We start from the raw sequence: 16,129 nt of genomic DNA, 5'->3' as shown, positions 1-16,129 counted from the left end.
AGTTATCTCTTTCCTAGTCAGGCAGAAATTTACTAAATTACGATTAATACGGTAATCATTAAGCCTGAACAATATTATTATTGAAATGAGGCTTTGAATACTCGAATATTCCAATCAAACATATTTCAATCAATAAGAAGGGATAACAATGAAAACATCATCTGTAGAACTGAATCCGAACAGCCTGGTACAGTATCTTAAGAAGCCAGCAAACGAATTCACCAAAGACGACATCATAAAGTTCATCAAAGAAAACGGCATTAAGATGCTGACCTTCCGCTATGTTGGTGGAGATGGCAGGCTCAAAGCCCTCAGCTTCGTTATCAGAAATGAAGAACACCTTGATACCGTGCTTTCTACCGGAGAAAGAGTGGATGGATCCAGTCTTTTCAAATACATAGAAGCCGATTCAAGCGACCTTTACGTCGTCCCGAAATACCGAACTGCTTTTGTAAATCCGTTTGAGGAAATCCCGACTCTTGATTTACTCTGTTCTTACTTCGACAAGGATGGAAATCCCCTTGCAAGCTCTGCTGAAAACATCATGAAGAAGGCTCATGCTGTTCTGAAGGATGAAACCGGGTACGAGTTAAATGCAATGGCTGAACTCGAGTATTACATCATCAGCGACAAAGAACAGATTGATACTGACTTCCCGGCTGTTGACCAGAGAGGCTACCACGAAGCAGGCCCCTTCACCAAGTTCGACCAGCTCAGGAAAGATGCCATGCTCGCAATCGCCGAAGCTGGCGGATCAATCAAATACGGACACTCTGAAGTCGGAAACTTTACCGATGAAAAGTACTACTACGAGCAGAACGAAATCGAGTTCGAGACCACAAGCCTCGAGGATGCTGCTGACCGCCTGATCATCGGAAAATGGGTGCTCAGGATGCTTGCAGCCCAGTATGGTGTTTCAGTCAGCTATGCCCCGAAGATCACCGTTGGAAAGGCAGGCAGTGGACTACACATCCACATGAAACTCATGAAAGATGGCAAGACCGCAACCGTCGAGAACGGAGGACAGCTTACCGATGCCGCAAAGAAAGCAATCGTTGGCTGCCTGGATATTGCCGGATCAATCACTGCTTTCGGAAACAGGATCCCGACATCCTACCTGCGTCTTGTACCTCACCAGGAAGCTCCAACCAATATCTGCTGGGGAGACAGGAACCGCTCTGCCCTTATCCGTGTGCCTCTCGGCTGGTCCGGGGAAGCAAGCAAGATGATCACCATCGCAAACCCGAACTACAGCGAAGAACTCAAGGACCACTCCAGCAAGCAGACCTACGAGTTCCGTGCAGCTGACGGTTCTGCTGACGTCTATCTCCTCCTCGCAGGGCTCTGTGTCGGTACCCGTCACGGTCTCCAGATGGACAATGCCCTTGAACTTTCCAAGAAGCTGTACATCAGTGTAAACATCTTCAAGGATGAGCACAAGGACAGGCTTGCCGAACTTGAGCACCTCCCTGCTTCCTGCTACGAGTCCGCCCAGGCCCTGAAGAAACAGAAGGATATCTTCATGCAGTACGATGTCTTTACCGAGGGCATGCTCGATGGAATCATTGGTGGCCTTGAAGCCTTCAATGACTACCAGCTGAGCGAGAAACTCTACGGTAAGACAGAAGAAATCAAGAGACTTGTGGACACTTACATCCACGTCGCCTGAGATCGCAACGACTTTAAACAACCTTTTTTTCTTTTTTCCTACCGGAAAAAAGAGCAGAGGCTCTGCCCCTTGAGGGCAGGGTCCCTGTAAAAAACGATTTTCCTCCTTTTGTAACTTTTTCGGTGCCCTGAAGGTACTATATATACCCCACAGGATTAAAGAGATCTAATTGAATAGTTTACTAAGAAAAGGAAAGCAGCCACCGAATTGAAAATATTCATAAACTAAAGCCTGATTAACAGGAATAGCCTTCTCCGGTTGTTTATTAACTGCGCAGTGAAGACTTATTCCCTGAGGAACAATGATTATTCCTTTGATTATTCCTTTGATTATTCCTTATCCCTTATCTTTACAGCCGTTCCGTATGCAAGCATCTCGGCCGCTCCTGCCATTACCATGGAGGTCATGAACCTGACATTTACCACGGCATCGGCTCCCATCTTTTCGGCATCCTCAACCATGCGGTTGATCGCCTTCTCCCTTGCCTCTTCAAGCATCTCGGAGTATTCTGTCAGTTCGCCCCCTACGACACTGCGCAGACCTGACATGATATCCTTGCCAATATGCTTGGCCTGAATGGTACTGCCACGGGCCATTCCAATGGTACGTATGATTTCTTTTCCTGCTATTGTATCTGTGGTTGCGATTATCATGTTCTCACCTAGTATCTCCTTTCAATCTCCTTATCCTTGACACTCATTTTTTCCTTTATCAGGATCAATAAAACCAGCCCTATACCTGCTACAATTGCCGTGATAGATATTTTAAGTACGAGGCTGGACTCTGTGGTAAAAATATCATAAAGGGCATATCCCACCAGCAAGATTAAGCCTGTGACTGTCAGTCCTATGCCAAGATTTCTAACTGCTGTGTTGCTGTTCATAAGAACACCTCTTCAAACAAAATTGGAAATCACCACAGAAACCCAGGTTGCTTGAGAAATTCTATAAGTACAGGATATACTATATCATTTTCTTTATATTTATAGACATGTTTTATCTTATGTAAATTTCCTATAATGCAACTTTCCCTTTACAGAATCATGGCAGAAGAGAAAAAACTTCGCAAAAACGAAAACATGAGAAACAAATGAAAAGGGAAAGAAGATAGGGAAAAGGAAAGAGGAAAAGGGAAAAGAGAACACATCAATCATAATTTTGGAAGTTCCAATATTATGAGAACAGGTCAAAAACCTGATGTATTCAACTGTTATTTAACTATAATATTAACCCACTGTAAGTAAATATTTATTATGGTGTGAAACATAGGGGGATGTAACTGCTTTTTAAGATGTTGCATCATAACTGAATTTTCAAAAAGTTAGATTGCATATCAAACTCTTGCTGCGTGGATGTTAACAATGGCTGCTTCAGTGAAAAATAACCCGCAAAATAGGCCGGCTGATAGTAATTGGCGAAATACGTTATATACAATAATATTTGAAGCTGACACTCCCGCCGGAAAGATTTTTGATGAAGTCCTGATTCTTACAATCCTGCTGAGTATTATTGTCGTTATGCTTGATAGCGTAAGTAATCTCGCAGCTTTATATGGCGGTTTGTTCTATTCCCTGGAATGGATTTTCACGATACTATTTACAGTGGAGTATCTTTTGCGCCTGATCTGTGTTGGGAGGCCCCTCAAATACGCCACAAGTTTTTTTGGAATCATAGACTTGATGGCAATTCTCCCGACATATCTTAGCCTGCTTCTGCCAGGCGGCCGGTATCTGGTGGTGATCCGGGGTCTACGGTTACTCAGGGTTTTCAGGGTGCTCAAACTTGTCCAGTATCTTGGTGAAGCTGAGTTCTTGATAAGAGCTTTACGTGCAAGCCGGCGAAAAATAATCCTGTTCCAATTTACGGTTTTGACTCTGGTGGTGATATTGGGCTCCCTGATGTACGTTATTGAAGGGGCAGAGAGCGGGTTTACCAGCATACCCCGGAGCATCTACTGGGCAATCATAACACTTACAACCGTAGGATACGGGGACATAGTCCCTGAGACGAATCTCGGACAGGCACTGGCGTCATTTATCATGATAATAGGTTATAGCATCATAGCGGTTCCGACAGGTATTGTCACATCCGAGATGACCTATGCAAGCAGAAACCTTAAAGGAAAGGTGTGTCAAAATTGCAGTTTTGAGGGGCATGACAGCGATGCTAAATTCTGTAAGCGTTGCGGAGCAGAATTATAGAACCGCCTGTGGGATTGAAGAGCATTATCTACTTTATTCTCTGCATCCGCCGTCTTATCCAGCAGCTTGAACAAATCTCCAACATTATCCGCGTGAGTAACTGTTTCCTACAGAGCCTGAACTCCAAGCCTTCCACCTGTCACACCCGGCGCCAGAGCACATACAACATCAGTAGCAAGACATATGTAGGTCCACTTATCAGCATTCCCGGTGCGGATATCATTAATGTCCATTGCAAGGAACGCTACATCAATGGCAGTCTCAACATAATGTCCGCTTGGATCGGTATACTTCACCGGATTATTCAACGCATAAGAGTACCTGTTCAACGCCTGCGGACTATAAGGATAAGGAAGTAAACTGTCCGGTTGTGCAAAAAGCTAATTAAGTAAAAAAGTGAATTTGCCTGTTATCAGGCAAAAGCATAAAGGGATAAGTTCAAATCTCTGTCATTTGTGAGAAAGAATAATCAAATATTATCTTTGTCTTTAAGTTTCCACTCCTCAAGGTTGTTTCGGAGAGCAGAGATATAAAGCTCTGTCTTCTCTACTGTTAATTCCTTTCCTTCTTCATCGATTTCTTCGAGTTCATCCATTACGCTTGCAATAGAATCACTATAGTCCTCACAGTAATAATACCATTCAGAGAACCATATTGTGTTTACCCAATCTAATATATCTTTCTTTGAAATCTTTCCAGCCTTATATTCTTCCAATAAATGTATTAAATGCTCACTGCAGACTACTACTCGATTGTTCCAATATTCTTTAGGTGGATTAAATGGAACAGATTCAAAGAGTTCTTTTTTTGAGATGATTAAATCCCTAAAACTTGTTATTTTTTTTAGATCGATCATCTTACTCCCTTCTATTATCCCATTTTATTTTTAGAGTGTACAAGATTACCAGAAGGATCTATCGTTTCTTTGTATACCTTGAGAGTTTCTCCAGAAGGTGAAATCTCCTTATAGTAGGTAGCGTAAGAACCAGGAACATTTCCTGGTTTGGTCATAGTAGCTACATAGTATCCGTTTTCAGTTTTCTGTAATGTAAACTCTGTGTATTTATTAGATCCTCCATTGTAAAAATCTTTTATTTTATCTCTGATCTCGAGAGGTAATCCATCAACAGCTTTTTTTGCTTCAGCTTTAGTGTTTGCTTTTAGAACATAATCTGTTGCTTGAAGTGTATCATCAATATGATTAACAGTTTTTTCAGCATCAATCGCATTATCCACTTTCTTCTCTACACCCGCCGTCTTATCCATCAGATTAAAGAAGTCTGCAAGCTCATCACCATGAGTAACTGTTTCCTCCAGAGCCTGAACTCCAAGCCTTCCGCCTGTCACACCCGGCACGACAGCACATGCAACATCAGTAGCAAGACCTATGTATGTCCACTTATCGGCATTCCCGGTGCGGATATCATTAATATCCATTGCAAGGAACGCTATATCAATGGCAGTTTCAACATAATGCCCGCTTGGATCGGTATACTTCACCGGGTTATTCAGAGCATAAGAATACCTGTTCAACGCCTGCGGATTATACGGATCAGGAAGCAGTGTATCCGGCTGAACGAAAACCCTGTACCCAGGCGAATAATACCTTGCGCCGTAGTACATCAGCCCTGTATCGGCATCGTTCTCCTGCCCTGTAAACCCGTATTTCTCCAGACCGCCTGACCTGACCTGGCCGTATGGGAAGTAATCGGTGCGTTCGACTTCAAGGCCGTTTTTGTCTATGGACAGTGTGCTGTCTAAAAGTTGAAGTTCTAATTTTCAGTAAGGGTGATTTTCATTATTACAAAAATTGGGAAAAAGAAATAAATTTAAATTTTTGAGTTAAAGGTACAATTATTCATCAGAAAAATTTCCCCTTACTTTTTCAATTAAAACTTTTTTGTTTTCTTCAGAGCTATGAAAATATATGTGAAAAGGCTTTTTTTCGGTCGGAAAATCATCGCAGTCCCTACCTTCTGTCCATTCAGTAAGCGCTTCATATAAATACTTTAAAAACCGGTCAAAATTTATATTGTCATCAGGCAAAATTTCAGTCATATTTTTTATGACCAGCACATATGATTCTGCATCAATCCAGTCAAGGTCATTTAAACATTCATCAAAAGCTGCCCAGTTGTATCCAAAATAATCCGGAAACTTGAAAGCCTGTTTAAACTCAGAGAATAAACTATCAAGATCCTTACATTTGCTACCGTCTATTTTTGCCAAGTATGAATCTTTACCTTTTGATAAAGTTTCAATAAACTTATCCAAACGACTTGTATCACAAAAAATGAAATGAATATATTCACTTTGTTTCATTTCTCCACATCCTCAATTTGTGAAAATGTTTTGTAATGGTCATTAGTATACCATACAGAACCATCATCCCCAACCACGATCCTTTCTGACCCTCTATTATTTCCACGAACGTAAGGATCAATATCATATTCTTTATAGTTTACATTTCCAGGTAATAATTGATCACCATTTCTACCATCGTTTCTAAAGGATCGACCCCCTTTATACCCATTTGGGGTTTTTCCATTATTTTCTTTAATTTTTTTTGCTATATCAAGTGCTTTTTCTGGAACATTTTGATTTACATTAGTAGCTTCTTTTATTGTTTTTGCAATGTCAGTTGAGTCGTCAATATTATCTAGATTTTTCTCTGTATCCGCCACCTTATCCATCAGATTAAAGAAGTCTGCAAGCTCATCACCATGAGTAACTGTTTCCTCCACCGCCTCTACAGCAACTCTACCCCCTGTAACTACAGGCAGGGCAGCACATACCAGATCAGCACCAAGACCTATGTAAGTCCATTTATCAGCGTTTCCGGTGCGGATATCGTTAATGTCCATTGCAAGGAACGCTAAATCAAGAGCGGTCTCAACATAATGCCCACTCGGATCGGTATACTTCACCGGGTTATTCAGAGCATAAGAATACCTGTTCAACGCCTGCGGATTATACGGATCAGGAAGCAGTGTATCCGGCTGAACGAAAACCCTGTACTCAGGCGAATAATACCTTGCACCGTAATACATCAACCCTGTATCGGCATCGTTCTCCTGCCCTGTAAACCCGTATTTCTCCAGACCGCCTGACCGAACCTGGCCGTATGGGAAGTAATCGGTTCGTTCGACTTCAAGCCCGGTTTCATCAACCATCAGGGAAGTGCTGCCTATATGGTCGGAGAGGTACCACTCCATGCTTTCGGATGTTTCTTTGGCTACGCGTTCGTCATCGCGGAAGAAGTAGCTGGTGGATGTGCCGTTGTTGATCTAATTACTTTGAAAAACGAATATGAGGTCGACTCAAAAATGCAAAAAGAAGGTTTAAACATCCAGTAGTTCTGGATGTTTTCAATGATTTGCTATTTAATATGCTATGAATTACAGAATTTATCTTATTATTCATGTCAGAGTATAAGTCAGTCAATTCCTTCATTAAATGGGTACTTGAAGTAATCAACTTTCAGAGCAATCTCTGCAGCTTCTTTTATTCTATCATCGTTCGCAAGTTTTATTATTTCTTCTAATTCTTCTTCCCAATCTGGTCCTCCTATGAACCCCAAATAATTTGCAAAATCCAGCAATATGTTTTTGTGAGGCTGAATTTTTATTAATCTCTGATAAACCAAAAACATCAAATCAATCGGCATGTCATAGTTCTTTTTATCCTCTTCAATAATACTAACTAGTAATGCAGGTTCATTGGTCTCTTTCAATTTAAGTTTAAATTCTTCACTGAGATTTGATAAACGCTGTCTTATTTTTATCAAACCATTTTCATCAAAATCTGATTTTTTGTAATTCCTTATTTTATTGATTTCATCTCTCATTTGAAGAATATCCATTTTCAACACCTCATTCAACTTTACGGTAGTATGTTCCTACTCTATAAACACCATCTTGGGTTTGCATTAAACGATATCCTACTTGATTGTTGTTGACAGTCACAACTCTTTCAATATATCCCATATTTGGTAGTTCAAGTCCAGAATTTACAGCAGAATTTACGTCTAAAACAATTGCACTTTCAATTTCATTCATAGTCCCAACTTCTTCCAGACTACCACTTGCTGGATGTTCACGAGTATATCCATGTCCACTATTAATCTGTATTTTCTTCCCTTCATACCCAAGTGTTCTTCTGAATTGACCACTGTCTATTGAGTCACCTATAAGTGTTATGCCATCGGCAAGCCCTTCCAAGGACTTTTCTCCATCGATTACATTATCTACTTTGTTCCCTGTGGCAGTAACTCCCGCCGTCTTATCCAGCAGCTTGAACAAATCCCCTACATTATCCGCATGAGTAACCGTTTCCTCCAGAGCCTGAACTCCAAGCCTTCCACCTGTCACACCCGGCGCCAGAGCACATACAACATCAGTAGCAAGACCTATGTATGTCCACTTATCAGCATTCCCGGTACGGATATCGTTAATGTCCATTGCAAGGAACGCTACATCAATGGCAGTTTCAACATAATGCCCGCTCGGATCAGTATACTTTACCGGATTATTCAGCGCATAAGAATACCTGTTCAATGCCTGCGGATTATACCGGAGTTTATATTTTGCAGTATAAAACCACATCAGACGACATATAAATTGTAGGGTGTATCAAAAAATTAGAGTCTTTTTAATTTTTAATTTCATTTAAAGAAGGGCCGCCAGAAAAGCTGGAGGAGGCTTTCTATTCTTTTCAAGACAAAACGGTTCCCTTGATCGAAGTGGACTTTTTCCATATAAACGAGAAAAGGCAAAAATCTTCACGAATAAGAAAAATGAAATCGAAGAAAAAGGGGAAGAGGAAATAAGAAAAAAGGGAAAGAGAGAAAAGTAACCCCTCAATCATAATTTCGTTTCACTCTTTTCTGGTGGAGTAGAGAGCCGCCAGCATGCCTGTAACTGCGAATACAAGTTCAAATCCTGGGGTCTCTTTTCCTTCGTTATTTCCTCCGTTGTTTCCTTCTTCCCCGGAATCTTTTGTTACTTCAGAAGCTGTGGAGTTTTTGGATGTACCCGTATCTCCTGAGGAAGGAACCTGCATAACTGACCCGTCAGATTCGTCTTCTTCTTCATCAGACTCCTCCCCGGTTTCATCTGTCCCCGCGGAGATTATCCTGGCTTCCCCTGTCCCGCTTCCGCCGCTTCCGCCGTTTCCGCTACTGATGCTCACCGAAGTGTATGAATCATAATCATCAGGCAAACCTTCTATGTTTCCGTAGACATCCGTTGCGACAGTATAGAAGTAGTAGTCACCTGCTGAAGCGGTAGAGAATGTGAAGCTGCCAGTGCTGCTATCTCCGTATTTGCTCCAGTCCCCTCCATCTTTCTTGTAGTAAAGCTCAACCATGTCCACACCGACACTTGCCGGGTTGGTAAACGTGGTACTGACGGTAAATGAAGCCGTGCCCGAACCGCTGGCTGTGGACGGGGCGCCTGCCTCGGAAAGAAGGACGAGCGGGTAGTAATCGGTTTGCGTGCCATGGTTGGTATTGTAATGACTGCTGGCAATATCGTATTCACTGTCGGCAATGCCGTCTCCGTCAGTGTCATAACTGCTTGAAAGAGTGCGGATTACCGGGGTGCTGAATGAGGTCTCGTTCCCGTACTGTCCTGCCCTTGCAACATGGACAAGCTCTTTTGCGTGTATGGAAGAATTGTTGCCCAGGTACAAACCGCTGTAGAGGGAAGTATCAAAGTAAGAATATTCAATCCTCTTAAAATTGAACCTGATGGTGCCGTTTTCATACAGCACAACCTGGAAATCGAGGGGGGATTCGCCGTACTCACGGTTATGATACGAATCCCCATATGTAATCACATGATAATCGATAACAGTCAGATTGCACGGGATAATGTTGTCCTCGGAATCAGTGTCTCCAGTTGAGTAACTTGTGTACCCGTACCACTGAACGTCCGGGAAAGTGCTTCCCATGAGGGCAGTTTCAACTGGATTTGATTTCATGGAAACCTGAACATTCTTTTCCCTGTCCTTTTCTGTTACAGCTTTTTCGCTAAAGGTTTCAGGTTCAGCAAAATTAACTGCGGAGGTATTTTCAACCCCATGTTTTTCTGATGTGGCTGCAAGGTCGGTAAATGCAAAATTTTCTTCTTCATATCCTTCTGCGGTAAGGTCGTCACAGAGGACAAATATGAACGTTTCGTCAGGATATGTGTCAACCCAGTGTTTGAGACCATACCAGGAAGAAGCATTAAGCTCTCCGGACCCCGCCGGAATTAGCTGGATCACCCCGTTGCTCCCGATCTGCATGTCGGTGTAGTTAACCCCGTCGAGGGTGAGGTTAAAGCCTATATGGACCTTTTCCGAATAATCTTCATCTGACGTGTCATACCAGGTTGCATTGTCCCTGGTGGTGTTGATCCATTGATAAGAGGATTCAGTCAAAGAGTATTTGCGGTAAACGTCTCTATAGTAGTTCCCGATATAAGAGCCGGAAACTTGATTGGACATATAGTCGTTGTTCGAATCATAGCTGTAAATGGCGCGCCAAGTTTTGCCAATTACGTTTCCGTAGAAAGTGTTATCATAACAGTCGTAAAGGTAAATTCCGCTAGAATACTCTAGATTACCTTCATTTACCGTGTTACCGGTAAATGTGTTGCTGCTTGAAGAAGAAAGACAGATACCGTAGAGATTTTCCGTAAGATTATTGTTTTCCAGTTTCGAGTCCGTAGTATTATAAAGGAGTATTCCGAACCCTTCCTTTTCAATAGTCAGGTCTTTTACAGTGATATTTTTGCAGTCAATCAGATAAACAGTCCCTGCATTTGAAGATGAGTTTATTTCAAGATCCGAAACTTCAACAAGGTAATAAATTGGCTTTCCGTCTACGTTATTATTGGCATAGACAATATTGGTGTCCAGAGAATTACCATATGCGTAGAAATTGTAATTGTTGTCCTCCATCCGGTTTTCAGAAAGAATACTGTTGCTTGTAAAATTAAGAAATATGCCGTTTTCGTTGTTTGATGCTGTGTTATTTTCAAGCGTGTTGCTGCTCGAAGAATCAAGGTATATGCCGTTATAGTTGTCCGATGCTGTGTTATTTAGAATACTGCACCCTTCAACGGAATCAAGATAAATCCCACTATATGGATAGTTGACCGTCCCGGTTACTTTAAACCCACTGATCGTAACGGAATTTGCCATTATTTTGAAAACATGATCCTCTGAATTAGAAGCCTGAACCGTGGTAAGTCCGGGTCCGCGTTCGGAACGGATAGTCATGTTATCCTTATCCGCAGAGACAACGACGTTTTCAATGTATTTCCCTTGAGCCACAATTATCGTATCGTAACTGGATGCGTTATTTACGGCTTCCTGAATTGTCTGGTAATCCCCAGATCCGTCAGGGTTAACATGGATCTCACTGGCGGCTGCAGTGCCGATACTTATCAAAAGGAGGACTGCGACTGCAGCCAGGCAAAACATTATATGAATGTTTATCTGGTTTCTTTCGGAAAGATTCATCTGGATCATACCAAAATATTTAATGTTAACTATTATGATACACACAGTTTATATTTGCAATTTCTTTACTAATTTCAATGCAGTTTGTTGGCGCTTGGACGTGAAATTCACTCCTGCACCGTTTGAATCTAAATAATTAAGTTATGTTATTTTTTTAATTATATAGTTAATATATTATAACTGTTTTTGTATCACTTTGAGCAGGGTTATAATAAATTAATGATTTATCTCAGCAGGTGGCGGCTTCTTATTTTTTTCAGGACAAAAAGGTTCTTTGGATCGCAGTTAGCATTCTCCAAAAAGGAAAACGGGACTTTTTCCCGGAGGTCAAAAACAAAACAGCAATTTTTTTGATTAGAGCCGGAATTTTGGGGTTGGTTTTATCTATCTTTACGAATTCTAAAGGCAATTGTTTCTGAACAAAATTGTTTCTGAACAAAATTGTTTCTGAACAAAAGTCCAGAATAAATCAGGATAAATTCAGAAGAAAACCGGACTGATCTGACAATGACAGATATAAGTAAGCCAGAGAATGTAAATAATTCAAAAATCACCATCATTTGTTCTGCCCCTGACCTTTCCAGCCAGAACATCAAAACTCATCTTTTGCGCCTGAGGGAATGGAAACCCCTTGAACTCCCGCCCGAATCCGGATTTTCAGCAGCCAGAGAATCAGCGGATGGAAAATTCAGGCTTGTAGATATTGAAGAAATCCATGTTTTTCAGGATGGACTTGATAAAAAACTCGAAGCTGCAGGGCTGCCAGCTTCCCTGATAATTTTCGCATCCAAACACAGGAGCAAAGAGGAAATCAATTCCCTTACCGTGCACTGTACTGGAAATTCCTCGGGTGAGGCCAGGCTCGGGGGCCTCCCGAAATCCCTTGCAGTCGCTTCCCCGGCTGCTATGAAATCGATCCTGAGCGAAATGAAACGGCTTGTCGGAGAAAAAGGGCTGAAGTACGACGTAACTCTGGAAGTTACCCATCACGGTCCAACCGAACTCTCTGTACCCTCCATCTATGCCGAGATCGGCAGCACCGAAGTACAGTGGACAGACCCTGAAGCCGGAGAGGTTGCTGCAAAAGCTATTCTTGCAGTTTCCCTTGAAAAAGTGCCTGTAGCCGTCGGCTTCGGAGGAGGGCACTATGCCATGCGCCAGACAGGGCTTTTGCTTGAAACCGATATATCTTTCGGGCACAATTTCCCCAAATACCAGCTGGAATTCGTGGACGAGGCTCTTGTCCGGCAGGCGGTTGAGAAATCAAATGCCGAATTTGCTTACTTTGACCGGAAATCCATGAAAAGTGAAGACAAAAAACGGATATCCGAAATTCTGGAAAAACTCGGGTTAAAAGTCTTAAAAGAGTCTGAAATCCGGGAGAAGTACGGCAGGGAAGAATAAAGTTCATTGCATGGCATCCCAATATCCATGGGTATTCCAGTACCCATAAAGGTCATTCTGGTATCCGGGGCAGAAACATCATGTTTAACATTGATCCGTTTTCTTTATTCCTCCGCTTCCTGTTCGGAGGAAGCGCGGTTTTAGCTTCCACCCTGATCGCCCGGACTTTCGGGGGCAGGCTCGGAGGAATCTTTGCTGCCTTTCCGGCAGTGTACCTGGCAGCAGTCATGGGCTTGAGCATGGAATATAAGGGCAGCGAACTGCTGTCTGTGACCGAGCAGCTTTCGAAAGGAGCATTGGTGGGAATGGCAGCAGACATCTGCTGCGCACTTGCCGCCAGCTACTTTATTCTCAGGTATGGATGGAAAACAGGCCTTGGACTTGCCCTTCTTTTCTGGGCGGTGCTTGCTCCGCTGATTTACCTCGCATGGTTTGGGTTTTGAGAAGGGAAATACAAATCAAGAGAAAAATATCAGGGAAAAACAATCAAGGAAAAAACAATCAAGGAAAAAACAATCAAGGGAAATATCTTCAAAGGAAAAATATCAATCGAGGACTAAACCAATGGAAATCAAAACAAGCCCTGAATCACGAGGCAGCCCATGAAAGTTGATATCCGTGACCTGGGCCTGAGGTTCATCTTCGGGGGCCTGGCTGTCGCTGCCTGTTATGTTGTGCTCCAGCTCGTTCCTTCAAAATCTTTTGCAGGAATTTTTGCCGCTTTTCCTGCGGTAATGGCTGCAGCGGTCATCATGGCCGGACACTTCGGAAGCTCCGAACAGGCTGCCGATATCGCCCTTGGAGCCAGTGCAGGGATGCTGGGCTGCACCATGTGCGTGCTCACGGCCGCCTTTTGCATGGAACATCTGAATCTGTGGGGTTTGTCTCTGGCAATCGCCCTTGTAGTCTGGTTTGTTAGTTCTTATGCAGCAATTATGCTGATGCAGGGCTTTCTGGAAAAAAGAAAAAGAATGACAGGGAATCGGCCAGCAGGAAAACAGCCTCTTGAAAGTTCCGGAAAACAGCCCTGAACTAGAAACATTTCTTCGCGACTTATTTCCCGTACCCGTTCCTTCCTGATTTGTCCTTTTATAACACCCTGTTGCTCTTCAGGAGTTATTTTTTTACTTTCATCGGCTCTCCGCAACATGTTATGTTGCCTGTACAGCAAGTGTCGGTCGTGCAGCAGGATTCTCCGCATTCGTTTACTACCTTAAGTTCGAACCCGCACTCTTCACAAACAAGAATCTGACCTTCCTTCAATTCGCCGCAGTTCATTTCATGTCACCTCAATTTGCTTGATGTAAAAAATATGTAATTCAGGTTCAAACTGCTTTTGAAACAATGGTTCTGAAGATTATTCTGTGAAACTGAAATCAAAAATCAATGCGAAGGGACGGGGGTGAGATAAAGACGTAAATTCTGTCACAAATATGTTTAAAAAAATGTATATAGGACATGTCAATATGTTTTAATATGTTCGGTGAAGACCTTATCCTGAAATGGCTGGATGAAGGCACCATTGATCACGTCCAGGCAGAAAAGATGAGGGAAGACCTTGCGGAGTATAACAGGGAACGCAGGTCAAAAAAACAAATCATTGCCTTTTCGACCATAGGGGCGATTTTAATCGGGATCGGTGCCATTCTGTTTGTGGCTTCCAACTGGGAAAAAATCGGGGATACTGTCAAGGTTTTGCTGCTTGTTGGAAGTACGGTGGGCATACATTATGCGGGTTATCTTTTAAAATACGAGAAACAGAAATACCCCCGTCTGGGTTCTGCCCTGATTTTACTCTCAGCCCTGCTCTTTGGAGCCAGCTTCTTTTTAATTGCCCAGATTTATAATATCAACGCCAACAACAGTACCCTTGTCTTTATCTGGGTCCTTGGAGTTTTTCCTCTGATCTACGGCTACCGGTCCGCTCCAATTGCCGGGCTTTGTTCCCTGCTCTTTTATCTCTGGATTAGTCTTCTGTACCTGGAAAGGACTGACCTTAATAAATTGATTAACATCTGGGACCTCTACCTCATATCAGGCATTTCCATCTATTTTATAGGGGTTTTGCACGGGCTGGCAGAAAAAATTAAACATGCTGAAACTGCGTTTAAGTTTATGGGGCTGCAGGCGCTGCTCTTTGCGTTGTTTGTACACACCTTCGAGCTTGGAGAGTACCAGGTTGAAAAAATCGTTCCTGTAATTTACGCCATCTCAGGAATCCTATTCCTGGCAGTCCTGCTCCCAAAACCACTCAGGGAAAAGCTAACAGGTTTTCGGATAGATGTGAGCATATCCATAGTTGCATTGTTAATGGCAGGGATCACACTCACAACAATATACAGCCCCGCATCGGAAAAAATTTACATGATTCTTTTCAATATTATCTTCCTCGGACTTTTGACCTTGCTCCTGTATGCCGGGTACAGCACCGAAAATATGGGGATCGTAAATACCACAATGTTCTGGTTTGTCCTCCTGATTTTTGCGAGATATTTTGACTTCTTCTGGGAACTGCTTCCAAGATCACTATTTTTCATGCTTGGAGGGCTTGTCCTGCTTTTCATAAGTGTTGTTCTGGAAAGAAAAAGAAGGGAATTGAAGGTCCAGTTTTCAGGAGGGGAACAATGACAGGAACAATGAAAAGCAGCTGTTTGAGATTAAAGGGCTATGAAACTATGGTTCTTTCAGGAGCAGGGGGGATCCGGGGATGAATCAAAAGAAGATCTTTTATCTCACGATAGTCTTCTGGCTCCTGATCTTTTCAGGTTTTATCCTGTACAAAGAATATACCCTGAGAACCGGGACAGAAGTCGTACTTAAAACCGAACCTGTAGACCCGAGGGACCTTTTCAGGGGAGACTACGTGACCCTTAATTACGAGATCAGTACCCTGGATCTGGAGGTGGTTCCAGCCGAAGATCCTCATTTTAACTATAATGACCGGATATACCTGGCACTTGCATTGGAAGAGGGGTACGGGGTGCCCAAAAAAGTGTACAGGAATCCGCCAGAGGATGGGCTTTACATCAAAGGCACAGTAAAAGAACTGATCTACGACTGGGAAGAAGATGAAGACGGTATTGTAACAGAAGAACCCCAAATTAAAGAACTCAGAGTTGAGTACGGTATTGAGAGTTATTTTGTCCCCGAAGGCAGGGGGCTAGAGATCGAAAGTCAACAGTGGACCGGGGAAGAAGGAGTCAATGTAAAGGTTGTTGTTGACAAATATGGAAATGCCGTAATTAAGAGCTTATTGATTGACGGAAAAGAGGTTGAAATTTAACTCCGGGAGCGCGGAGACATAGCGGGAAGTCCCCTTCCTCGCCTTCATCAGAAAATAGGTGGGG

At 42.7% G+C, this 16,129-nt stretch carries 19 protein-coding genes; 8 read left to right on the top strand and 11 right to left on the bottom strand.

Annotated elements, in window-relative coordinates; all coding sequences use genetic code 11:
• Positions 1–148: 148 nt before the first annotated feature.
• On the top strand, positions 149–1,669 hold the full coding sequence (locus tag EO98_RS06175; protein WP_048139378.1) for a glutamine synthetase family protein: 1,521 nt from the start codon (positions 149–151) through the stop codon (positions 1,667–1,669).
• Between the two features lie 329 nt (positions 1,670–1,998).
• Here the strand turns inward: EO98_RS06175 and EO98_RS06170 are convergent, their stop codons facing one another.
• Together EO98_RS06170 and EO98_RS06165 are read right to left on the bottom strand one after the other, a co-directional pair.
• Entirely contained in the window at positions 1,999–2,322 is a 324-nt protein-coding gene (locus EO98_RS06170; RefSeq protein ID WP_048139380.1) for a YbjQ family protein, read from the bottom strand.
• Between the two features lie 8 nt (positions 2,323–2,330).
• Positions 2,331–2,552, bottom strand: a complete 222-nt coding sequence (locus EO98_RS06165; RefSeq protein WP_048139382.1) for a hypothetical protein — start codon at positions 2,550–2,552, stop codon at positions 2,331–2,333.
• A gap of 477 nt (positions 2,553–3,029) precedes the next feature.
• Between EO98_RS06165 and EO98_RS06160 the strand changes: the two genes are divergently transcribed.
• Positions 3,030–3,869, top strand: a complete 840-nt coding sequence (locus EO98_RS06160; RefSeq protein ID WP_048139384.1) for an ion transporter — start codon at positions 3,030–3,032, stop codon at positions 3,867–3,869.
• Between the two features lie 107 nt (positions 3,870–3,976).
• Here EO98_RS06160 and EO98_RS06155 read toward each other — a convergent pair whose 3' ends face one another.
• The 8 genes from EO98_RS06155 to EO98_RS06120 all read right to left on the bottom strand — a co-directional run bounded on the left by EO98_RS06155 (position 3,977) and on the right by EO98_RS06120 (position 11,387).
• Positions 3,977–4,198, bottom strand: a complete 222-nt coding sequence (locus EO98_RS06155; RefSeq protein ID WP_156161039.1) for a hypothetical protein — start codon at positions 4,196–4,198, stop codon at positions 3,977–3,979.
• 140 nt (positions 4,199–4,338) lie between these two features.
• The gene (locus EO98_RS06150; protein ID WP_048139388.1) at positions 4,339–4,725 is read right to left on the bottom strand and encodes a hypothetical protein; all 387 of its coding nucleotides are present in this window, start codon (positions 4,723–4,725) and stop codon (positions 4,339–4,341) included.
• Between the two features lie 14 nt (positions 4,726–4,739).
• A complete protein-coding gene (locus EO98_RS17420) occupies positions 4,740–5,612 on the bottom strand; it encodes an RHS repeat-associated core domain-containing protein (protein WP_255350263.1) in 873 nt (290 codons plus the stop codon).
• 111 nt (positions 5,613–5,723) lie between these two features.
• Positions 5,724–6,098: a barstar family protein gene (locus tag EO98_RS06140; protein WP_052734478.1), complete on the bottom strand. Its 375-nt coding sequence runs from the start codon at positions 6,096–6,098 to the stop codon at positions 5,724–5,726.
• 89 nt (positions 6,099–6,187) lie between these two features.
• Positions 6,188–7,084: an RHS repeat-associated core domain-containing protein gene (locus tag EO98_RS17415; protein WP_052735081.1), complete on the bottom strand. Its 897-nt coding sequence runs from the start codon at positions 7,082–7,084 to the stop codon at positions 6,188–6,190.
• Positions 7,085–7,305: 221 nt separating this feature from the next.
• Positions 7,306–7,731, bottom strand: a complete 426-nt coding sequence (locus EO98_RS06130) for a hypothetical protein (protein ID WP_048139390.1) — start codon at positions 7,729–7,731, stop codon at positions 7,306–7,308.
• A 10-nt stretch (positions 7,732–7,741) separates the two neighbouring features.
• Positions 7,742–8,425 carry a hypothetical protein gene (locus EO98_RS06125; protein ID WP_048143767.1) on the bottom strand — a complete coding sequence of 228 codons (684 nt, stop codon included), beginning with the start codon at positions 8,423–8,425 and terminating at the stop codon, positions 7,742–7,744.
• A gap of 319 nt (positions 8,426–8,744) precedes the next feature.
• Positions 8,745–11,387 (bottom strand): NosD domain-containing protein, encoded by a 2,643-nt coding sequence (locus tag EO98_RS06120; protein ID WP_082098494.1) that lies wholly within the window; start codon positions 11,385–11,387, stop codon positions 8,745–8,747.
• 498 nt (positions 11,388–11,885) lie between these two features.
• Between EO98_RS06120 and EO98_RS06115 the strand changes: the two genes are divergently transcribed.
• The 4 genes from EO98_RS06115 to EO98_RS06100 all read left to right on the top strand — a co-directional run bounded on the left by EO98_RS06115 (position 11,886) and on the right by EO98_RS06100 (position 13,813).
• Complete coding sequence (locus tag EO98_RS06115; protein ID WP_048139397.1) at positions 11,886–12,782, top strand: D-aminoacyl-tRNA deacylase; 897 nt, start codon at positions 11,886–11,888, stop codon at positions 12,780–12,782.
• Positions 12,783–12,862: 80 nt separating this feature from the next.
• On the top strand, positions 12,863–13,225 hold the full coding sequence (locus EO98_RS06110) for a DUF3147 family protein (RefSeq protein WP_048139399.1): 363 nt from the start codon (positions 12,863–12,865) through the stop codon (positions 13,223–13,225).
• The gene (locus EO98_RS06105; RefSeq protein ID WP_156161038.1) at positions 13,215–13,388 is read left to right on the top strand and encodes a hypothetical protein; all 174 of its coding nucleotides are present in this window, start codon (positions 13,215–13,217) and stop codon (positions 13,386–13,388) included. The genes EO98_RS06110 and EO98_RS06105 overlap by 11 nt, the downstream gene beginning before the upstream one ends.
• A complete protein-coding gene (locus EO98_RS06100) occupies positions 13,385–13,813 on the top strand; it encodes a DUF3147 family protein (protein WP_048139402.1) in 429 nt (142 codons plus the stop codon). The genes EO98_RS06105 and EO98_RS06100 overlap by 4 nt, the downstream gene beginning before the upstream one ends.
• An 85-nt stretch (positions 13,814–13,898) precedes the next feature.
• Here EO98_RS06100 and EO98_RS18850 read toward each other — a convergent pair whose 3' ends face one another.
• Positions 13,899–14,060 (bottom strand): hypothetical protein, encoded by a 162-nt coding sequence (locus tag EO98_RS18850; protein WP_200895242.1) that lies wholly within the window; start codon positions 14,058–14,060, stop codon positions 13,899–13,901.
• Positions 14,061–14,258: 198 nt separating this feature from the next.
• Between EO98_RS18850 and EO98_RS06095 the strand changes: the two genes are divergently transcribed.
• Together EO98_RS06095 and EO98_RS06090 are read left to right on the top strand one after the other, a co-directional pair.
• Positions 14,259–15,410, top strand: coding sequence for a DUF2157 domain-containing protein (locus EO98_RS06095; RefSeq protein WP_048139404.1), 1,152 nt, complete (start codon positions 14,259–14,261; stop codon positions 15,408–15,410).
• A gap of 79 nt (positions 15,411–15,489) precedes the next feature.
• Positions 15,490–16,065, top strand: a complete 576-nt coding sequence (locus EO98_RS06090) for a GDYXXLXY domain-containing protein (RefSeq protein ID WP_048139405.1) — start codon at positions 15,490–15,492, stop codon at positions 16,063–16,065.
• Positions 16,066–16,129: the final 64 nt, after the last annotated feature.

It is taken from the genome of Methanosarcina sp. 2.H.T.1A.6 (assembly GCF_000979455.1).
Lineage (GTDB): Archaea > Halobacteriota > Methanosarcinia > Methanosarcinales > Methanosarcinaceae > Methanosarcina.
The sequence above is the reverse complement of the archived record's forward strand: the minus strand, read 5'-3'. Positions and strand labels throughout refer to the sequence as shown.

Excerpts from the sequence above, each read along its gene's own strand:
- EO98_RS06175 (WP_048139378.1), top strand. The coding sequence starts at position 149 with ATGAAAACATCATCTGTAGAACTGAATCCGAACAGCCTGGTACAGTAT.
- EO98_RS06170 (WP_048139380.1), bottom strand. The coding sequence starts at position 2,322 with ATGATAATCGCAACCACAGATACAATAGCAGGAAAAGAAATCATACGT.
- EO98_RS06165 (WP_048139382.1), bottom strand. The coding sequence starts at position 2,552 with ATGAACAGCAACACAGCAGTTAGAAATCTTGGCATAGGACTGACAGTC.
- EO98_RS06160 (WP_048139384.1), top strand. The coding sequence starts at position 3,030 with ATGGCTGCTTCAGTGAAAAATAACCCGCAAAATAGGCCGGCTGATAGT.
- EO98_RS06150 (WP_048139388.1), bottom strand. The coding sequence starts at position 4,725 with ATGATCGATCTAAAAAAAATAACAAGTTTTAGGGATTTAATCATCTCA.
- EO98_RS17415 (WP_052735081.1), bottom strand. The coding sequence starts at position 7,084 with ATGGAGTGGTACCTCTCCGACCATATAGGCAGCACTTCCCTGATGGTT.
- EO98_RS06130 (WP_048139390.1), bottom strand. The coding sequence starts at position 7,731 with ATGGATATTCTTCAAATGAGAGATGAAATCAATAAAATAAGGAATTAC.
- EO98_RS06120 (WP_082098494.1), bottom strand. The coding sequence starts at position 11,387 with ATGATCCAGATGAATCTTTCCGAAAGAAACCAGATAAACATTCATATA.
- EO98_RS06115 (WP_048139397.1), top strand. The coding sequence starts at position 11,886 with ATGACAGATATAAGTAAGCCAGAGAATGTAAATAATTCAAAAATCACC.
- EO98_RS06110 (WP_048139399.1), top strand. The coding sequence starts at position 12,863 with ATGTTTAACATTGATCCGTTTTCTTTATTCCTCCGCTTCCTGTTCGGA.
- EO98_RS06100 (WP_048139402.1), top strand. The coding sequence starts at position 13,385 with ATGAAAGTTGATATCCGTGACCTGGGCCTGAGGTTCATCTTCGGGGGC.
- EO98_RS18850 (WP_200895242.1), bottom strand. The coding sequence starts at position 14,060 with ATGAACTGCGGCGAATTGAAGGAAGGTCAGATTCTTGTTTGTGAAGAG.
- EO98_RS06095 (WP_048139404.1), top strand. The coding sequence starts at position 14,259 with ATGTTCGGTGAAGACCTTATCCTGAAATGGCTGGATGAAGGCACCATT.
- EO98_RS06090 (WP_048139405.1), top strand. The coding sequence starts at position 15,490 with ATGAATCAAAAGAAGATCTTTTATCTCACGATAGTCTTCTGGCTCCTG.